The sequence below is a fragment of the Modicisalibacter sp. genome, from assembly GCF_055145905.1.
On the sequence record NZ_JBSREH010000001.1, the window covers coordinates 293359 to 308632 of the forward strand.

A 15274-nucleotide genomic window follows, 5' to 3' on the forward strand; every position below is an offset into this window, starting at 1 on the left:
AATCAGTAGGCGTGTTCGTCGTGGGCGATCGATTCCGGCGTCACCTTGCCGCGCATCACCCAGAACGCCCAGCTGGTATAGATGCCGATGATCGGGATGAAGATCGCGGTGAAGGCCAGCATCCAGCCCAGCGTACCCAGGCTCGAGGACGCATCCCACACGGTCAGGCTGTGGCTCGGCTCGCTGGACGACGGCATCAGGAACGGAAACATCGCCGCGCCCAGCGTGACCAGAGTGGCGGCCCAGGCCAGTGCGCCCAGCCACCAGGCCAGGTGCGAGAGGCCGGCGCGCGCCGCGACGATGCCACCCAGCACGGCCAGGTAGACGCTCGCCGGGACCAGCCACAGCGCCGGATGGGCGGTGTAGTTGGCCAGCCAGGCGCCGGACGCGGTTTCCACGGTCTTGTTGAGCGGCAGTGCCGGACCGGCCGGGTCGCCGCCCGCGGTGATCTCGTAGCCATGCATCATGGATACCCAGACACCACACAGGGTGAACACCGCCAGCGCCACCAGCCCGGCGATACTGAGCAGTCGGCAGGCGCGCTCGCGGATCACCCCGGTGCCGCGATTCATCACCATGGCGCCACCCTGATAGAGCGCCAGCGCCAGCGCCATCACTCCGCACAGTACGGCGAAGGGGTTGAACAGGCTGATGAAGCTGCCGGTGTAGTAGGAGACCATGTTCCAGGAGAAGTGGAACGGCACCCCCTCGAGCATGTTGCCCATCGCCGCGCCGAAGACGATCATCGGCACCGCGCCGGAGATGAACAGCATCCAGTCCCAGGCGCCGCGCCAGCGCTCACCCGGCAGCTTGCTGCGGTACTCGAAGCCCAGCGGGCGCACGATCATCGACCACAGCAGCACCAGCATCACCACATAGAGCCCGGAAAAGGCGGTGGCGTAGATGGTCGGCCAGGCGGCGAACACCGCCCCGCCGCCGAGGATGAACCACACCTGGTTGCCGTCCCAGTGCGGGGCGATCATGTTGATCACCGCGCGGCGCTCACCGTCGGTGCGGCCCAGGTAGCGCAGCGCGGCGCCGACCCCCATATCCATGCCGACCATCACCGCCAGGCCGATCAGCAGCACACCCAGCAGCACCCACCAGGTCACCTTGAGAAGTACGTACGGATCCATGGCTCAGGCCTCGCTCCACTGGGATGAATGTTGTTGACGGACCGAATCGGCATGCGCGTCATGCTTGCCCTCGCTCGGCCCCAGACGGATGAATTTCACCATCAGGTACATCTCGACGACGATGAACAGGCTGTAGAGCAGCACGAACCCGGTCAGCGAGAAGATCATGTAGCCGACGCTGTGGGTCGAAGCGGACAGCCAGGTCGGCAGCTGGCCGTAGACCGTCCACGGCTGGCGTCCCAGCTCGGCGACCACCCAGCCGGCCTCGTTGGCGATAAACGGTACCGGAATCATCCACGGCGCCAGGCGCAGGAACCAGTTATGCCGATGCAGGGTGCCACGCAGCGAGAAGATCACCGCCAGGATCAGGAAGGCCATCATCAGGAAGGCCGTCGCCACCATGACGCGGAACGACCAGAACACCGGCGCCACGGGCGGGATGGTGTCGGCCGCCGCCTTGGCGATCTGGGCATCGGTGGCCTGCGAAACGTCCTCGACGTAGCGCTGGACCAGCAGCGCGTAGCCCAGGTCGTCCTGATGGGCCTCGAAGGTGGCGCGTGCCTGGGCGTCGGTGGGGTTCTCGCGCAGCGTCTGCAGAGCGCTCAACGCCGGGATGCCGTTGCGAATCCGTGTTTCGGCCTCGGCCACCAGATCATTCACCCCGGGAATCGACTCGTCGAAGGTGTGGGTGACCAGCGGCGTCAGCAGGTACGGAATCTGTACCTCGAAGTCGTTGCGCTGCTCCTCCTGGTTGGGCCAGGCGATCAGGTTGAAGCCGGCCGGGGCCTCGGCGGTTTCCCACAGCCCTTCCATGGCGGCCAGCTTGGTGGGCTGGGCGCCGCCGTTGATGAAGCCCAGGGCGTCGCCCAGCGAGATCACACCGATGCTGGCGAACACGCCGAACAGCGCGGCGACCCGGAACGAGCGCTTGGCCAGCTCGATGTGGCGGCGCCGCAGCAGGTAGAAGGCGCTGATGCCCAGCACGAAGATCGCCGCGGTCACGTAGCCGGCGATGCTGGTGTGGACGAACTTGGCCTGCGCCTCGGGGCTGAAGATCAGGTCCGGCAAGCTGGTCAGCTCCATGCGCATGGTGTCGGGATTGAACGCCGAGCCGGTGGGCTTCTGCATGTAGCCGTTGGCGATCAGGATCCACAGCGCCGAGAGGTTGGACCCCAGCGCCACCATGTAGGTCACCAGCAAGTGCTTGCCGCGCGACAGCTTGCCCCAGCCGAACAGCATCAGGCCGACGAAGGTCGATTCGAGGAAGAACGCCATCAGGCCCTCGATGGCCAGCGGCGCGCCGAAGATGTCGCCGACGAAATGCGAGTAGGTCGACCAGTTGGTGCCGAACTCGAACTCCATGGTCAGGCCGGTGGCCACGCCCAGGGCGAAGTTGATGGCGAACAGCTTCGACCAGAAGTGGGTCATCTGCCGGTAGATGTCGCGCCCGGTGATGACGTAGATGGTTTCCATCGTCGCCAGCAACACCGAGAAGCCCAGCGTCAGCGGCACGAAAAGGTAGTGATACAACGCCGTGGCCGCGAACTGGAGTCGCGACAGCTCGATGACGGTGTCTAGTTCTTGCATGGCGAGGTGTTCTCCGTGATCCCTGCGTGACCGACGCTCTCCACGCCCGGCGGCGTGGACAGCGACGGAAGTGCGGCCTCAGCCTAACGCAGCGCCGGAAAACGCCTCTTGACCTGTATCAAGGCCGCTCACCGGCACTCGCCGCCGGCCTGCGGCAGGCTGTCGCAAGCCGTCTCGGCCAGGGGCGCCGGGCTCGTCAGCCCGGGGCTCGCCAGGCGTCGGTAGGTGGCGCAATCGCGCATCAGCGAGGCATGATCACCGCTCGCGATCGGCCGCCCGCGCTCGAGCAGCAACACTCGTTCGGCCAGACGCGCCCAGCCCGGATGGTGCGAGATCAGCAGCAGCGAACGCCCGGCGAGATAGCCGGCCAGATTCGCGCGCAGCCGCGCCGCGGTGGCGGTGTCGAGCCCCTCGCCCGGCTCGTCCATGATCACCACCGGGGCGTCGCGCAGCAGGGCGCGGGCAATGCCCAGCCGGCGGATCTGGCCGCCGGAGAGCTTGAGCCCCTCCTCGCCCACGATGGTGTCGTAGCCCTCGGGCAGCGCCAGGATCTCCTCGTGCAGACAGGCCAGTCGCGCCGCCTCGACCATCGCCGCCTCGTCGGCCTCGGGATTGCCCAGCAGCAGGTTGTCGCGCACCGTGGCATGGAACAGGTAGATCTTCTGCGGCACCACGGCGAGGCGTGCCCGCAGGTCCTCGCTGCGGTAGGCCTCGACCGGCCGCCCGCCCCAGCGGATCTCGCCGCGCTCGGCCGGCATCAGGCGCAGCAGCAGCTGCGTCACCGTGCTCTTGCCGGCCCCGCTCGGCCCCACCAGCGCGACATGCTCGCCGGGGGCGATGGTGAGGTCGAGATCCGTCAGCGCCCAGGGGCCGTCGGCGGTATGCCGTGCGCCGACGCCGGCGAAGCACAGGGTATCGTCCTCGGGCGGCGGCGCCGGCTCGGCGGGGTCGGTGACATTGGGCGCGAGCGTCTCGAAGGCCCGCAGCCGCCGCGTCGCCGCCCGCAGCTGTCCCAGGGCCTGCCAGGCGCCGGGCAGCTGGGCGATCGCCTCGAAGCAGCCCATGACCAGCAGCACCACCGGGGCGAAGTCGACCGCCGCCAGCCCCGGCCCCTGCACCAGCGGCACCATCAGCCAGGCGGTGACCAGCACGGCGAGGTTGGTGAGCAGCAGCACACCGGCGCCGGATAGCCCCGACAGGTGCGCAAGCCGCGCCTGGGCCGCCAGCCAGCGTCGGCTCAGCTCATGAATCTCCGCGCGGCGGCGGGGCATGTCGCCGAACACGCTCAGCTCGCCCAGCCCCTCGACCGCATCCACCACGCCGGCCTTGAGTTCCGAGGCGATTGCCACCCCCCGGCGGCCCGGCTCGCGCCCGAGCCGCTCGGCCAGCGCCGGCAGGGCCACGCCCGCCAGCACCAGCAGCGCCAGATTGACCAGCGCCACCGGCACGCTGTAGGCAGCCAGCACCAGCACCGCGCCGCCGAGGCAGATCAGTGCCACCACGGCGGGCGTCAGCAGGCGCAGATAGACGTTGTCCAGGGTGTCGATGTCCGAGCGCACGCGCGCCAGCAGGTCGCCGCTACGCAACCCCTGCAACTGCTGCGGCGACAACGGCTCCACCTGACGGTAGAACCACACCCGCAGGCCGGTAAGCAACCGCAGGGTGGCATCGTGGCTGACCAGCCGCTCGAGATAGCGCCCGCCGGTGCGGGCGATCGACAGGCCGCGGATAAGCGCCGCCGGGGTGAAGTAGTTGAAGTCCGCCGCGGCGAGCCCCGCCGCCGCCATGCTGGCCAGGAACCAGCCGGACACCGCCAGCAGCGCCATGTTGGCGGACACGGTCACCACGCTGAGCAGGATGCCCAGCGCGAAGTAGCCCAGATAGGGACGGGCGATCGACAGCCACCAGCGCAGGTCGCTCATGCCGGCCCCTCCCCGTCGGCGCCGGCCACCAGCCGGGCATAGAGTCCGCCGGCGGCCATCAGGGCCTCATGGCTGCCCTGCTCGCGGATGCGCCCGCCGTCGAGCACCACGATGCGATCGGCGTGGCGCACGGTCGCCAGCCGATGGGCGATGATCACCAGGCTACGCCCCTGCCCCAGCGCCTCGAGCGCCTCGACAAGCGCCCGCTCATTGTCGGAATCCAGATGCGCGCTGACCTCGTCGGCGACCACGAAGGTCGCCTCGCGGACCAGTGCCCGGGCGATCGCCAGGCGCTGCGCCTCACCGCCGGACAGGCGCACCCCGCGTTCGCCGAGGGGCGTGTCGAGCCCCTGCGGCAGCTCGGCGACCAGCGCCTTCGCCTGGGCCTGCGTCAGCGCCCGCCACAGGGCCGCATCGTCGATGTCGTCGCGCCCCAGGCAGAGGTTGTCGCGCACCGTGCCGAAGAACAGCCGCGGCTGCTGGGGCACCCAGGCCAGCGACTCGCGCCAGGTGTCGATGTCGAGCTCGTCGAGCGCCACGTCGTTGACCGCGAGCCGGCCCGCCTCGGCGCGCAACAGGCCCAGCAGCAGCAGCGCCAGGGTGCTCTTGCCCGCCCCCGAGGGGCCGACGATGGCCAGCGTCTCGCCCGGGGCGATGGACAGGTCGATGTCGGCGAGCGCCTGCACGCCGCCCGGATAGGCGTAGGACAGCCCTTCCAGCGCCACCCGCGGTGGCTCGCCGGGCGTCAGGACGTCGCGCCGCGTGCCGCTCCAGGGCCGGGCCGAGGTGTCGAGCAGCTCGACGATGCGCTCGGCCGCACCCAGCGCCTCCATGCGGGCATGGTAGACGCTGCCCATGTTGCGCAGCGGCAGGTAGAACTCCGGCGCCAGCAACAGCACCAGAAAGCCCGCCTCGAAGCCCAGCTCGCCCCACAGCAGGCGAAAGCCGATCAGCACGGCGACCATGGCGATGCTCACCGTGGCCAGGAACTCCAGCACCAGCGAGGAGACGAAGGCCAGCCGCAGGACCTTCATGGTGCTGGCCCGGTAGTCGTCGGAGAGCCGCTCGATCAGCCGCGCCTCGCGCCGTCCCAGGTTGAAGACCTTGAGCGTGGTCAGCCCCTGCAGCGCGTCCAGGAAATGCCCCGACAGCCGCCCCATGCGCCGCCACTGGCGCTGGTTGAGCTTCTCGGCGCCCTTGCCGATGAAGATCATGAACACCGGGATCAGCGGCGCGGTGACCAGCAGGATCAGCCCCGAGACCCAGTCGATGGGCAGGATCACCGCGAGGATCGCCAGCGGAATCAGTGCGGCCAGCGCCGTCTGCGGCAGATAGCGGGCGTAGTAGGCCTCGAGGTGCTCGACGCCGTCGGTGACGCTGTTGACGATGTCGCCGGTCTGGGTGTCGCGCTGCCAGGCCAGCCCCAGCGCCTCGAGCTGGTGCATGAGCCGGTCGCGGATCGCCAGCTTGACCGTGGCGGCGGCGGCGAAGGCGCAGCGCTCGACCGCGTAGGTCAGCCCCGCACGCACCAGCAGGATCGCCAGCATGCCGGCGAAGGCCGGCCACAGGGTCGCCAGCGGCGTGCCCTGGAAGATGGCGCCGTCGGTGACGTGGGCGAGCAGGGTCGCCTGGAGGATCAGCAGCACGCCGCTGGCCAGACCCAGGCCGATGGCCCAGCTGACCGGCGTGCGCACGCGACGGCTTTCCTGCTTGAGCCAGTCGCGGGGTCTTGCCGTGGTGGAAGTCTGCATAAGGGAGTGCGGGAACGTCAGTCGTCGGGGGAACAGGGAATCCGGCTTGGAGATTCTTTCACAACCGGTAAGCGGGATGGGCTTTCCCGGCGGCAAGCCTTCGCGAGGGCGCTGTAAACCCCTCCCTGGGCGCTACCTTTGCCATCCATGGCAAAGGACCCTCGCTTCGCCTTGTCCCCCGGCGCCCATCATGCCGATAGTCTGAAAACGAGCTCTTAGTCTAAAGGCTGTCGGCGCTGCCCGCTTGACGTGCATCAAGCTTGTCGGGACACGTTGCCTCGAGTATCGCTTGGAGCCGCCCGGCCAGCTCGCGCCAGCGGCGCAGGCGTGCCTTGCGCCCCGTCGCCGTCCAGCCGGCGGGCACCTCGCGGCCCTGGAACAGCGGCGCCGCCAGCGCCTGCCACTCGGCCTCGTCCAGCGCGGAGGGCGCGCGATGACGGGCGATGCGCCAGGCCCGGGCCAGCCAGGGCCGTGCCAGCGCCAGCTCGCCACCGCCCGCGGCGAACCAGCCCAGCCGCGCCACTGTGGCCGCGTCGAGTGTCGGCACGGGAGCCTCGTCGAGCAGCGCCACGACCAGGGCGACATCGAGATCGCGCAGCTCGGCGGCCAGCAGGGTCGGCAGCAGCTCGTGGAACTCGGCCCGCCAGCCGGCCAGCCGCCGACGGGCGGCATCGTGAAGCGAAAGTCCCATCATCACGGCATGCTCGCCGCTGGAGGCCTCGCGGGAAAGGCCCAGGCGCAGAGTGACGTAGCCCCGGGAGCGCCAGAAGGCCAGCAGGCCGGGCTCGCCGCCGAAGCTGGTGCCGAGGGCGTCGATGCCGGCGGCGCGGGCCCGCTCGGCCACGGCCGCGAGCAGCCGCGAGCCCACCCCGCGCCGGCGTGCCGCGGGATGCACGGCGATACGCTGGATACGCCACCAGCGGGTCTCGGCCGCCTCACGCCAGCCGCCGTGCACCGCCAGCGACTGGGCCAGCAGGTGGCCGCGCGGGCGGCGCTGGCCATGGTGGACCGCCGCGGCCAGATCCGCCGGCAACCCGCCCTCGGCCTGGACCACACACACGCCCACGCAGTGCCCGCCGACCCGGGCCGTCAGCAACCGGGCGTCGGGGGCATCGAGCAGCTGGCGCAGATCGCCGGGGGTGGTGCGGTAGTGGGCCTGGACCAGCAGGCCGAAGAGCTCGGTCAGCGCCGGGGTGTCACGGGCCAGGGCCGCCCGGTCGAGTTCGGCCAGTTCCACCGGCTCGTCGGCGAGTGCGGCGGTGATCCGGGCGTCGTCCACCGGTTCGGCGTCGAGCAGCAGCAGCTCGCGGGTCAGCGCCTCGAGCGGGTCGCCCGGTGCCCAGCGCACCGGGGTCGTGAGCCGGCAGGCCCGCCAGTCCGGGGTCTCGCGCGCGAGCCGCTCGCGAAAGCGCACCGCGAAGCCGCGCCCGGTGCCCTCGTAGCCATGCACGGTGGTGGCGAAGGCGAGCCGCGGAAAGGCGGTGAGCCAGCGCCCCAGCAGCGGCGCGGGGATCGCCGCCGCCTCGTCGACCAGCAGCGTCGGCGCGGCGCTCGGTTCGCCCCTCGCCTCGGCCAGGGCCGCCATCACGCCATCCGGCGGCAGAAAGCGCAGCCGCGCCGGGCCCTGGTCGGTGGTCACCACAAAGACATTGGCCTCACGACGGCCCTCCGGCAGCAGCGCCGCCAGGCGCTCGAACACCGGCTCGACGGCGCCGGGGCGCGGCGCGGTCAGCCATAGCTCGCGTTCGCCGCCAGCCAGCCGCCGGGCCGCGGCAATGCCCAGCGCCGCGCTCTTGCCGCGACCGCGATCGGCGCTGATCACCAGCGGGCGGCGTCGGCGCAGGCGGCTCAGGCGGCGCACCGCTGCGGCCTGATCGGCGCTCAGGCAGTCCGGATCGGTCACGTCCGGCGGCGCCGCGGCCTCGCCGGCCGCCGGCGGCGTCAGGTCGGGAAGCGTGGCCTCGGCCGGCCAGCGCAGCACCGTATCGGCGGTGCGCAGGCAACGGGCCAGCCGTGCCAGGGTATGGGCACTGAGCGAGTCGACGGCATGGGGCCAGCTGGCCAGGCGGGCATAGTCGGCGTCGGGGAACGGCGCGTCGGTGCGCCAGTCGGCGGGCGTCAGCAGCACCAGCAAGCCACCGGCGCGCACCGTGCCGGCGACGGCGCCGAAGGCCTCGGGGTCGAAGCCGCCGCCCGGGGAAGCGGCGTCCACCACCACCAGCTCGTGCTCGCCGCCCAGCCGGGTGCGCGCCTTGGCGGCGGGCAGCACGGGGATATCATCGGCGGGGGCGGTGGGGCCCAGCCACAGCGGCGCCTGCCAGTCGCCGCCACGCCAGATGCCAAGGGCCCGCTCACGCACCATCGCCGCCTCGCCGTCGGCCCACAGCAGGCCACGGTGGCGGCGATCATTGAGCGTCTTGCGCAGCGCCGCGAGGGCGGCGATCAGGGAGTCGTGCATGGCGCACAGGATGCGCCATGCACGGCGTCGAGGCCAGTGCCCGACGGTCGGCGGCGGCTCAGCCCAGCTTCGGCATGCCGGTGATGTAGCCCACCGCGGCGCCGTAGCGGTCCTTGTAGTTGGCCCGCACGTAGGGGTCGAGCGTCTCGCGGACCTTGTCGTGCAGCGGGCTTTCCCAGTCGCCTGGGTGCTGGAAGTTGCTCATGATGTAGGTCCAGCCGTTGATCGAGTCGACGGCCTGCAACCCGGTGGACTCGGCGCCCGCGGGGCAGGACAGGAGGCGCGTGAGCTTGCCGCTGTCGACGTTGTAGGCCCACAGGAAGTTGTTGACGTGGTTGCCGCTGTCCTCGCCGATGAACAGGGTGCGCAGCTCCTCGGAGAACTTGATGTTGTCGGGGTTGGCGATGCGGTCGGTATGGGCGGTGTTGCCCAGCGCGTCCGGTTCGGCCAGGTCCTCGCCGACGAGGTTGGCCGGCGGTGCCATGTGTACCGACACCCACTCGCTGTCGATGGGCTGGCCGCCGCTGTCCTTCTGGCCGCCGCGCAGGGTGTGCTCGTAGACCGCCCCGGCGGTCGGCCCCTCGACGTGGATATCGCTGCTGCCGTCGGTCATCGTCTTGTAGATGTAGGACATGGCCGAATAGGCCTTCTTGTCGGCGGCGTTGACGGTGGTGCCTTCCATCTTGGTGAAGCCCATCGAGGCGCCGACCAGGGCCGCGTAGCGGTGCGTCTCGAGGAAGGCGGCGGCCTTCTCCATGCCCGGCTTGAGCTTGACCCAGTTGATTTTGCCGCTGTAGGGGATGCGGGTGAAGCCCTCGTCCTGCGGGTCCTCGGTGCGGATATCCATGATATCCGACGCCTGGATACCGTCGTCGATCAGCTGCTTGATCTCGGCGCTGTCGGCATGGCCCAGACGGATCCAGCCGATGTCGCCGGCGCCGGGGCCCTTGCCCGAGACCTGGGTCCATTTGCCCACGTACAGGGTGCCGGACGACAGATCCCGCGGCTTGTCGGCGACGAACATGAACAGGCCGCCGTTGGTGGCGTCGTCACCCATCAGCACGGTGCGCTCGTCAGGCATGACCTGAATCAACTCGTGGGAGAGACGCCCGAGGTTGTAATGCTTGACGAGGGTGCCGGTGCCGTCCGGATTGACCGTCACTTCCGGCAGGTGGCCGTAGTTGTAGGGCGTGCCGCGGTTCTCGTCGCCGAACAGGTTCCGGCAGTAGCTCTTGAACTCGTCGTCGGGGGCGGCGGCGTCCGGCTCGTACTCCTCGCTGGACAGGTGGGTGCCCCAGGGCGACAGGCTGGCGCCGCAGGTGATCCACAGCCCGCCCACCGGCGAGGTGTCGACATTGTGGTACTTGACCAGCGTCAGCTCGCCGGTTTCCGGGTTCTGGTCCAGGGTCAGCACCGCGATCGGCGAGGGCAGGCGGCCGTACATCGATTCGCCGGCGCCGTCGCGGGTGGTGTATTCGAACTGCACGACGGCGAACACGGGATTGCCGTATACACCGTCGACCCGGGCGTTCTCGACCGTCAGCAGGCTGGTGCCGTCCGGGCAGTCGGAGAAGAACTGGCGATTGCCGGCCGAGGGATCGAGGATCGGCTGGTTGTCGATGTCGTAGTAGCCGCCGGCGACCACCGTGCCACCCCGGCCGTCGGGCACCCGGTCGCCGGTGATGAAGAAGGGATGGTAGGCCAGCTTGACCTGGCGGCTGGTCCCGTCGCTCATGTGGAGCTGCATGGCCGAGCCGATGGTGGTGGTCGCCATCGCGGCCGGGTTGCTCAACGAGGGGGCCGACATGGGCAGGAAGCTGACGGCGTCGAGCGTGGCCTCGGTCGCGGCGGCCGCGGAGCGGCTGGCGCCGAGGCCGGCGAGACCGCTGGCGAGCGGCAGCAGCGGCGCACCCGCCATGAAGCCGAGCAGACGGCGGCGATTGCTATCGACAGACTGGGTCATGGGAACGTCCTTGGTCATCGGGCAGAGCGAAGTGGCGTCGAGCGACATCGGCCTGGCCGGAACGTCGCCCCGACGCCATGATCGACATCGCCGCATGATCCCGCGCCGGGATGACAGCCGGCTGACACTTTCGTGTCCGTTCGATGGCACCGACCCGATGCCCGGTCTGCAGAACGCCTGGCATTGGCTGAAATCAGGCCTCGATGCGCCGCAGCAGGAACACCAGCGGCACGCTGAGCAGGTAGATCATGCCCAGCCAGAGGAAGATGTCGTTGAAGGCCATCACCACCGTCTGCTCGGAGAGGCGCTGGACCAGCATGCCCACCGCGGCCCGGTGGGCATCGGGCACCGAGCCGGCGAGCATCGCCTCGTACTTGGCGATTTCCGCCACCACCACCTCGCGCCCGGTATCGATGGCCGGTGCCAGCGCGTTCCAGTGAAAGTCCTCGCGCCAGTCGCGCACCGTGTCGAGCAGCGCCAGCCCCACCGCCCCGCCGAGGTTGCGCATCACGTTGAACAGGCCGCTGGCGTTGCCCACTTCATGGGGCGGCAGCGTGCCGAGCGCGATCCGCGAGGCGGGAATGATGCACAGGATCAGCCCCATGCCGCGTACCACCTGCGGCCAGAAGAACTGCCAGAAGCCCGACTCCACGGTCAGGTCGGCGTTCATCATCGAACCGATGCCCACCAGCAGCAGCCCGGCGAGCAGCAGCAGGCGCAGGTCCACGCGGTTGGAGAGCTGGCCGACGATCGGCGCGCAGAAGAACATGGTCAGGCCGGTGACGAACATCACCTGGCCGATCTGCAGGCTCGAGAAATGGCGGACATGACCGAAGAACAGCGGCATCAGGTAGACCAGCCCGTAGAGCGCGATGCCGATGATGAAGCCCAGGCCGGCGCCGAGGGCGAAGTTGCGGTTGGCGAAGGCATAGAGGTCGACGATGGGATGCTCGCGGCGCAGGGTGCGGGCGAAGAACCAGATGCCCGCCAGCACGCAGAGCAGCGTCATGACGACGATGCGATCGCTGGCGAACCAGTCGTCGCCGGGGCCCTCCTCGAGCACGAACTCCAGCGAGCCGAGGAACACCGCGATCAGCGCCAGGCCGAGCCAGTCCAGACGGCGGGCGACGGCATGGTCGGCCTTGTCAATGTCGAGAAAGGTCCAGGCCGCCCAGCACACCAGCACCCCGGGAATCACGTTGGCCAGGAACAGCCAGTGCCAGCTGGCGATATCGGTCAGGTAGCCGCCCACCGTGGGGCCGACCGAGGGCGCCATGGTCACCACCATGCCGATCACCGCCTGCACGCTGCCCATCACCCGCCGGGGAAAGATCGAGAAACTCACCGCCTGGGTGATGGGGATCATCGCCCCGCCGGCGAAGCCCTGGATGGCGCGCAGCACGATCAGCTGCTCGATGGAGCCGGCCAGCGCACAGCCCAGGCTGGCCAGGGTGAAACCGGCACAGGAGAGCGTGAAGGCCACCCGCGTCGAGAGGATGCGCATCAGCATGCCCGACAGCGGGATCATCACGATCTCGGCGATCAGGTAGGCGGTCTGCACCCAGGAGATCTCGTCCTGACTGGCCGACAGCCCGGCCTGGATCTCGTTGAGTGAGCTGGCGACGATCTGGATATCCAGGATCGCCATGAACATGCCGAACACCGCAGCGATGAAACCGATGCGCTGCGGCCACGGCGGCAGATCGCTGACGCCCTGACGGGCGCCGTCGACGGCGGCGTCGCTCACGCGCCGCTCCCGCTACGGGCTACATCGGCCGGCGTTCCGGCGGCCGGCGTTCCGGCGGCCGGCGTACCGGCACCCTGGTCGCGGGTGTCGATTCCCGGCACCACCGACAGCCCCCCGCGCAGGCGGCCCAGGGCGTCGTCGGGCCCGGTGACGCGAATCTTCACCGGCACCCGCTGGACGATCTTGTTGAAGTTGCCGGTGGCGTTGTCCTGCGGCAGCAGGCTGAACTGGGTTCCGGTGGCCGGCGCCAGGCTGTCGACCACGCCATGGAAGGTCGTGTCGGGATAGGCGTCGACATGAATGTCCACCGGCTGGCCGACGCGCATCCGCGCGAGCTGGGTTTCCTTGTAGTTGGCCACCACGTAGGCCGAGTCGATGGGCACCAGCTGCATCAGCGTCAGCGACGGCTGGGCGAGCGTGCCGGCCTCGACGGTCAGGTTGCCGACCACACCGTCGCGGGGCGCGACGATGCGGGTCTTGTCGAGCTGATGACGGGCGTAGGCCAGGTCGGCCCGGGCGGCGTCGCGACTGGCACGGGCACTGTCGACATCCGACTCGGCGACCGCCAGCCGGCGCTGCGCCGAGGTCACCGCGGCCTCGCGGGCGGCGAGCGTCGATTTGGCGACCCGCAGCGCGGCCTGGTCGTCCTCGTACTGCTGGCGCGAGCCATAGTTGCGCGAGGCCAGCTTCGACGAGCGCGCCAGGTGCTGCCGGGCCTGGTCGACATCGGCACGGGCCGCCTCGACCTGCGACCGGGCCTCGTCGATCGCCGCCTTCTGCAACGCCACCCGGCGCCGGGCCTGGGCGATCGAGGCCGTGGCCACCGCCAGCTGCGCCTCGGCCTGGCTGACCCGATCGCGATAGCTGGCATCGTCGAGGCGGACCAGCAGCTGCCCTTGCGTCACCGGCTGGTTGTCGTCGACCGCCACCTCGGCGACCCGGGCCGCCAGCTCGGCGCGAATCGCCACGCTGTCGGTATGCACGTAGGCGTTGTCGGTCTCCTCGATGAAGCGTCCGACCTGCCACCACTCCCAGGCCCGCCAGCCCAGCACGGCCAGCGCCACGACGGCCACCAGCGCGCCCACGATCTTGCCCGTCTGCTTCATGTCGACTCCTCGGTTCGATGCGCCCCGGCGCGGGCCCCGCCTGCCGCGGGTGCCGCCGCCCGACCCGGCTGCCACACAGTGTAATGAATGCTACACTACATCGCCATCGAGGATCGATCCGGCCAGGAGTCACCATGTCCGAATCCCGCCCCGGCCCGTGCACACGGGCCTGCACCCCGCGCGGCGAGGCGCGCCGCGAACGGCTGCTCGACGCCGCCCGGGACGTCTTCCTGGAACAGGGCTATGCCGGCGCGAGCGTCAACGACGTGGTCGCGCGGGCCGGCGGGTCGCTGGCCACGCTCTACAAGCTGTTCGGCAACAAGGAAGGGCTGTTCATGGCGGCCATGGAGCGCCACATCGCCACCGCCTGGGAGGTGCTGGAGGCCGGGCGGCGCGATGCCACCGCGCCGGAGCAGGTGCTCTTCGAGCTGGGCCGGCGGATGCTGGCGCTGGTCTTCGACCCGGGGGTGATCCGGCTGACGCGGGGGCTGGCCTTCGAGGCGGAGCGGGCTCCCGCGCTCGGCGAACTGTTCCTGCGCCGCGGCCCCGACCGCACCCGCCAGGATCTGGCCGACTACCTGCGCGACCAGGTCGCCGCCGGCAACCTGGCGCTCGCCGACCCCCGCGAGGCCGCGGGCATGTTCATGGGCATGCTGCTCGGCGAGTGGCACATCGACGCCCTGCTGGGCCGCCACCCCGCCCCCGACGACGCCCAGTGCGCCGAACGCGCCCGCCAGTGCGTGGCCATCTTTCTGGGTGGGGCACGCCCCGCCGGGTGGCGCGACCCGGTGTGATCTCTCGGTAGTTTGTGCATCCGGCGCCTGGCCGCGGGAGCGACTTCAGTCGCGATGGACCCGCCACCGGGCCGCCGCTGTCGGGGATGAATCCCCTCCCACAAAACCCTCAATCAACCCGGCCAGCCTGACCGAAGGGCCGTGGGAGCGACTTCAGTCGCGATGACCCAGCCACGCCGGCACCGCTGTCGGGGATGAATCCCCTCCCGCACCCCCTCGATCAGGCCTGACACTACTAGGTCAGGGTCAGCACCTGCCCGTTCAGCGCCCGCCCTGCCCCGCCGGCCAGGAAGCGGGCACAATCCGCCACGGCGGAGCGGGACGCCCCGCGCGGGCACAGCAGGTTGATGCACACGCCCGGGCTGCCGGCATCGCCCAGCCGCCGCACCAGCGCCGCCAGTGCCTCGCGCACCATGCTCGCCGCCTGGCTGTCGCCGTCCGGGGCGACGGCCACCAGACGCCCGCCACCGCGGCTGTGCATCCAGGCCCGGGCGATCTGCAGCAGGGCCGAGGGCTCGGCGACCTGCTCGCTCAGCCGCCGCGCCAGGGGCACATGGCGCGCCAGCGGCGGCGGCGCACAGACCAGCACATCCAGCCGGCCCAGGCGCCCGAGCAGGCGATCCAGCGCGCCCGTTTCCGCCACCTGGCCGAAGCGGTCCGCGCGCTCGCCGCCCAGGGCATCGAGCGTCCGCGCCAGACCGACGGCATCCGGCGTCAGCAGCGCCACCGTCGCGCCCTCCTCGAGGAAGGCCCGCGCCAGCGGTTCCAGCAGCTCGCCGCCGCCGGCGATCAAGACCCGTTTACGCACAG

At 70.4% G+C, this 15274-nt stretch carries 10 protein-coding genes; 1 reads left to right on the plus strand and 9 read right to left on the minus strand.

Annotation, left to right across the window (positions count from 1 at the left end; translation table 11 throughout):
- Positions 1 to 2 precede the first annotated feature (2 nt).
- From cydB to ACTCB7_RS01440, 8 genes are all read right to left on the minus strand, one after another.
- Positions 3 to 1136 (minus strand): cytochrome d ubiquinol oxidase subunit II, encoded by a 1134-nt coding sequence (gene cydB / locus ACTCB7_RS01405; RefSeq protein WP_463005283.1) that lies wholly within the window; start codon positions 1134 to 1136, stop codon positions 3 to 5.
- A gap of 3 nt (positions 1137 to 1139) precedes the next feature.
- On the minus strand, positions 1140 to 2723 hold the full coding sequence (locus tag ACTCB7_RS01410; RefSeq protein ID WP_163648166.1) for a cytochrome ubiquinol oxidase subunit I: 1584 nt from the start codon (positions 2721 to 2723) through the stop codon (positions 1140 to 1142).
- Between the two features lie 128 nt (positions 2724 to 2851).
- Positions 2852 to 4645 (minus strand): thiol reductant ABC exporter subunit CydC, encoded by a 1794-nt coding sequence (gene cydC / locus ACTCB7_RS01415; protein WP_463005284.1) that lies wholly within the window; start codon positions 4643 to 4645, stop codon positions 2852 to 2854.
- Positions 4642 to 6396 carry a thiol reductant ABC exporter subunit CydD gene (cydD, locus tag ACTCB7_RS01420; RefSeq protein WP_463005285.1) on the minus strand — a complete coding sequence of 585 codons (1755 nt, stop codon included), beginning with the start codon at positions 6394 to 6396 and terminating at the stop codon, positions 4642 to 4644. Before cydD ends, cydC begins: the two co-directional genes overlap by 4 nt.
- A 220-nt stretch (positions 6397 to 6616) precedes the next feature.
- Positions 6617 to 8854, minus strand: coding sequence for a tRNA(Met) cytidine acetyltransferase TmcA (locus ACTCB7_RS01425; RefSeq protein ID WP_463005286.1), 2238 nt, complete (start codon positions 8852 to 8854; stop codon positions 6617 to 6619).
- 58 nt (positions 8855 to 8912) lie between these two features.
- Positions 8913 to 10817, minus strand: coding sequence for a PhoX family protein (locus ACTCB7_RS01430; protein ID WP_463005287.1), 1905 nt, complete (start codon positions 10815 to 10817; stop codon positions 8913 to 8915).
- A 193-nt stretch (positions 10818 to 11010) separates the two neighbouring features.
- On the minus strand, positions 11011 to 12564 hold the full coding sequence (locus tag ACTCB7_RS01435) for a DHA2 family efflux MFS transporter permease subunit (protein WP_463005288.1): 1554 nt from the start codon (positions 12562 to 12564) through the stop codon (positions 11011 to 11013).
- Positions 12561 to 13670, minus strand: a complete 1110-nt coding sequence (locus ACTCB7_RS01440; RefSeq protein ID WP_463005289.1) for an HlyD family secretion protein — start codon at positions 13668 to 13670, stop codon at positions 12561 to 12563. The genes ACTCB7_RS01435 and ACTCB7_RS01440 overlap by 4 nt, the downstream gene beginning before the upstream one ends.
- A gap of 134 nt (positions 13671 to 13804) precedes the next feature.
- Here ACTCB7_RS01440 and ACTCB7_RS01445 point away from each other — a divergent pair, with 134 nt between their 5' ends.
- The gene (locus tag ACTCB7_RS01445) at positions 13805 to 14464 is read left to right on the plus strand and encodes a TetR/AcrR family transcriptional regulator (RefSeq protein ID WP_463005290.1); all 660 of its coding nucleotides are present in this window, start codon (positions 13805 to 13807) and stop codon (positions 14462 to 14464) included.
- A gap of 235 nt (positions 14465 to 14699) precedes the next feature.
- Here the strand turns inward: ACTCB7_RS01445 and ACTCB7_RS01450 are convergent, their stop codons facing one another.
- A complete protein-coding gene (locus ACTCB7_RS01450; protein WP_463005291.1) occupies positions 14700 to 15272 on the minus strand; it encodes a Rossmann-fold NAD(P)-binding domain-containing protein in 573 nt (190 codons plus the stop codon).
- Between the last annotated feature and the right edge of the window lie 2 nt (positions 15273 to 15274).

What these genes read in the sequence shown, in the direction of transcription:
- cydB (WP_463005283.1), bottom strand. Translation starts at nt 1,136, where the DNA reads ATGGATCCGTACGTACTTCTCAAGGTGACCTGGTGGGTGCTGCTGGGT.
- ACTCB7_RS01410 (WP_163648166.1), bottom strand. Translation starts at nt 2,723, where the DNA reads ATGCAAGAACTAGACACCGTCATCGAGCTGTCGCGACTCCAGTTCGCG.
- cydC (WP_463005284.1), bottom strand. Translation starts at nt 4,645, where the DNA reads ATGAGCGACCTGCGCTGGTGGCTGTCGATCGCCCGTCCCTATCTGGGC.
- cydD (WP_463005285.1), bottom strand. Translation starts at nt 6,396, where the DNA reads ATGCAGACTTCCACCACGGCAAGACCCCGCGACTGGCTCAAGCAGGAA.
- ACTCB7_RS01425 (WP_463005286.1), bottom strand. Translation starts at nt 8,854, where the DNA reads ATGCACGACTCCCTGATCGCCGCCCTCGCGGCGCTGCGCAAGACGCTC.
- ACTCB7_RS01430 (WP_463005287.1), bottom strand. Translation starts at nt 10,817, where the DNA reads ATGACCCAGTCTGTCGATAGCAATCGCCGCCGTCTGCTCGGCTTCATG.
- ACTCB7_RS01440 (WP_463005289.1), bottom strand. Translation starts at nt 13,670, where the DNA reads ATGAAGCAGACGGGCAAGATCGTGGGCGCGCTGGTGGCCGTCGTGGCG.
- ACTCB7_RS01445 (WP_463005290.1), top strand. Translation starts at nt 13,805, where the DNA reads ATGTCCGAATCCCGCCCCGGCCCGTGCACACGGGCCTGCACCCCGCGC.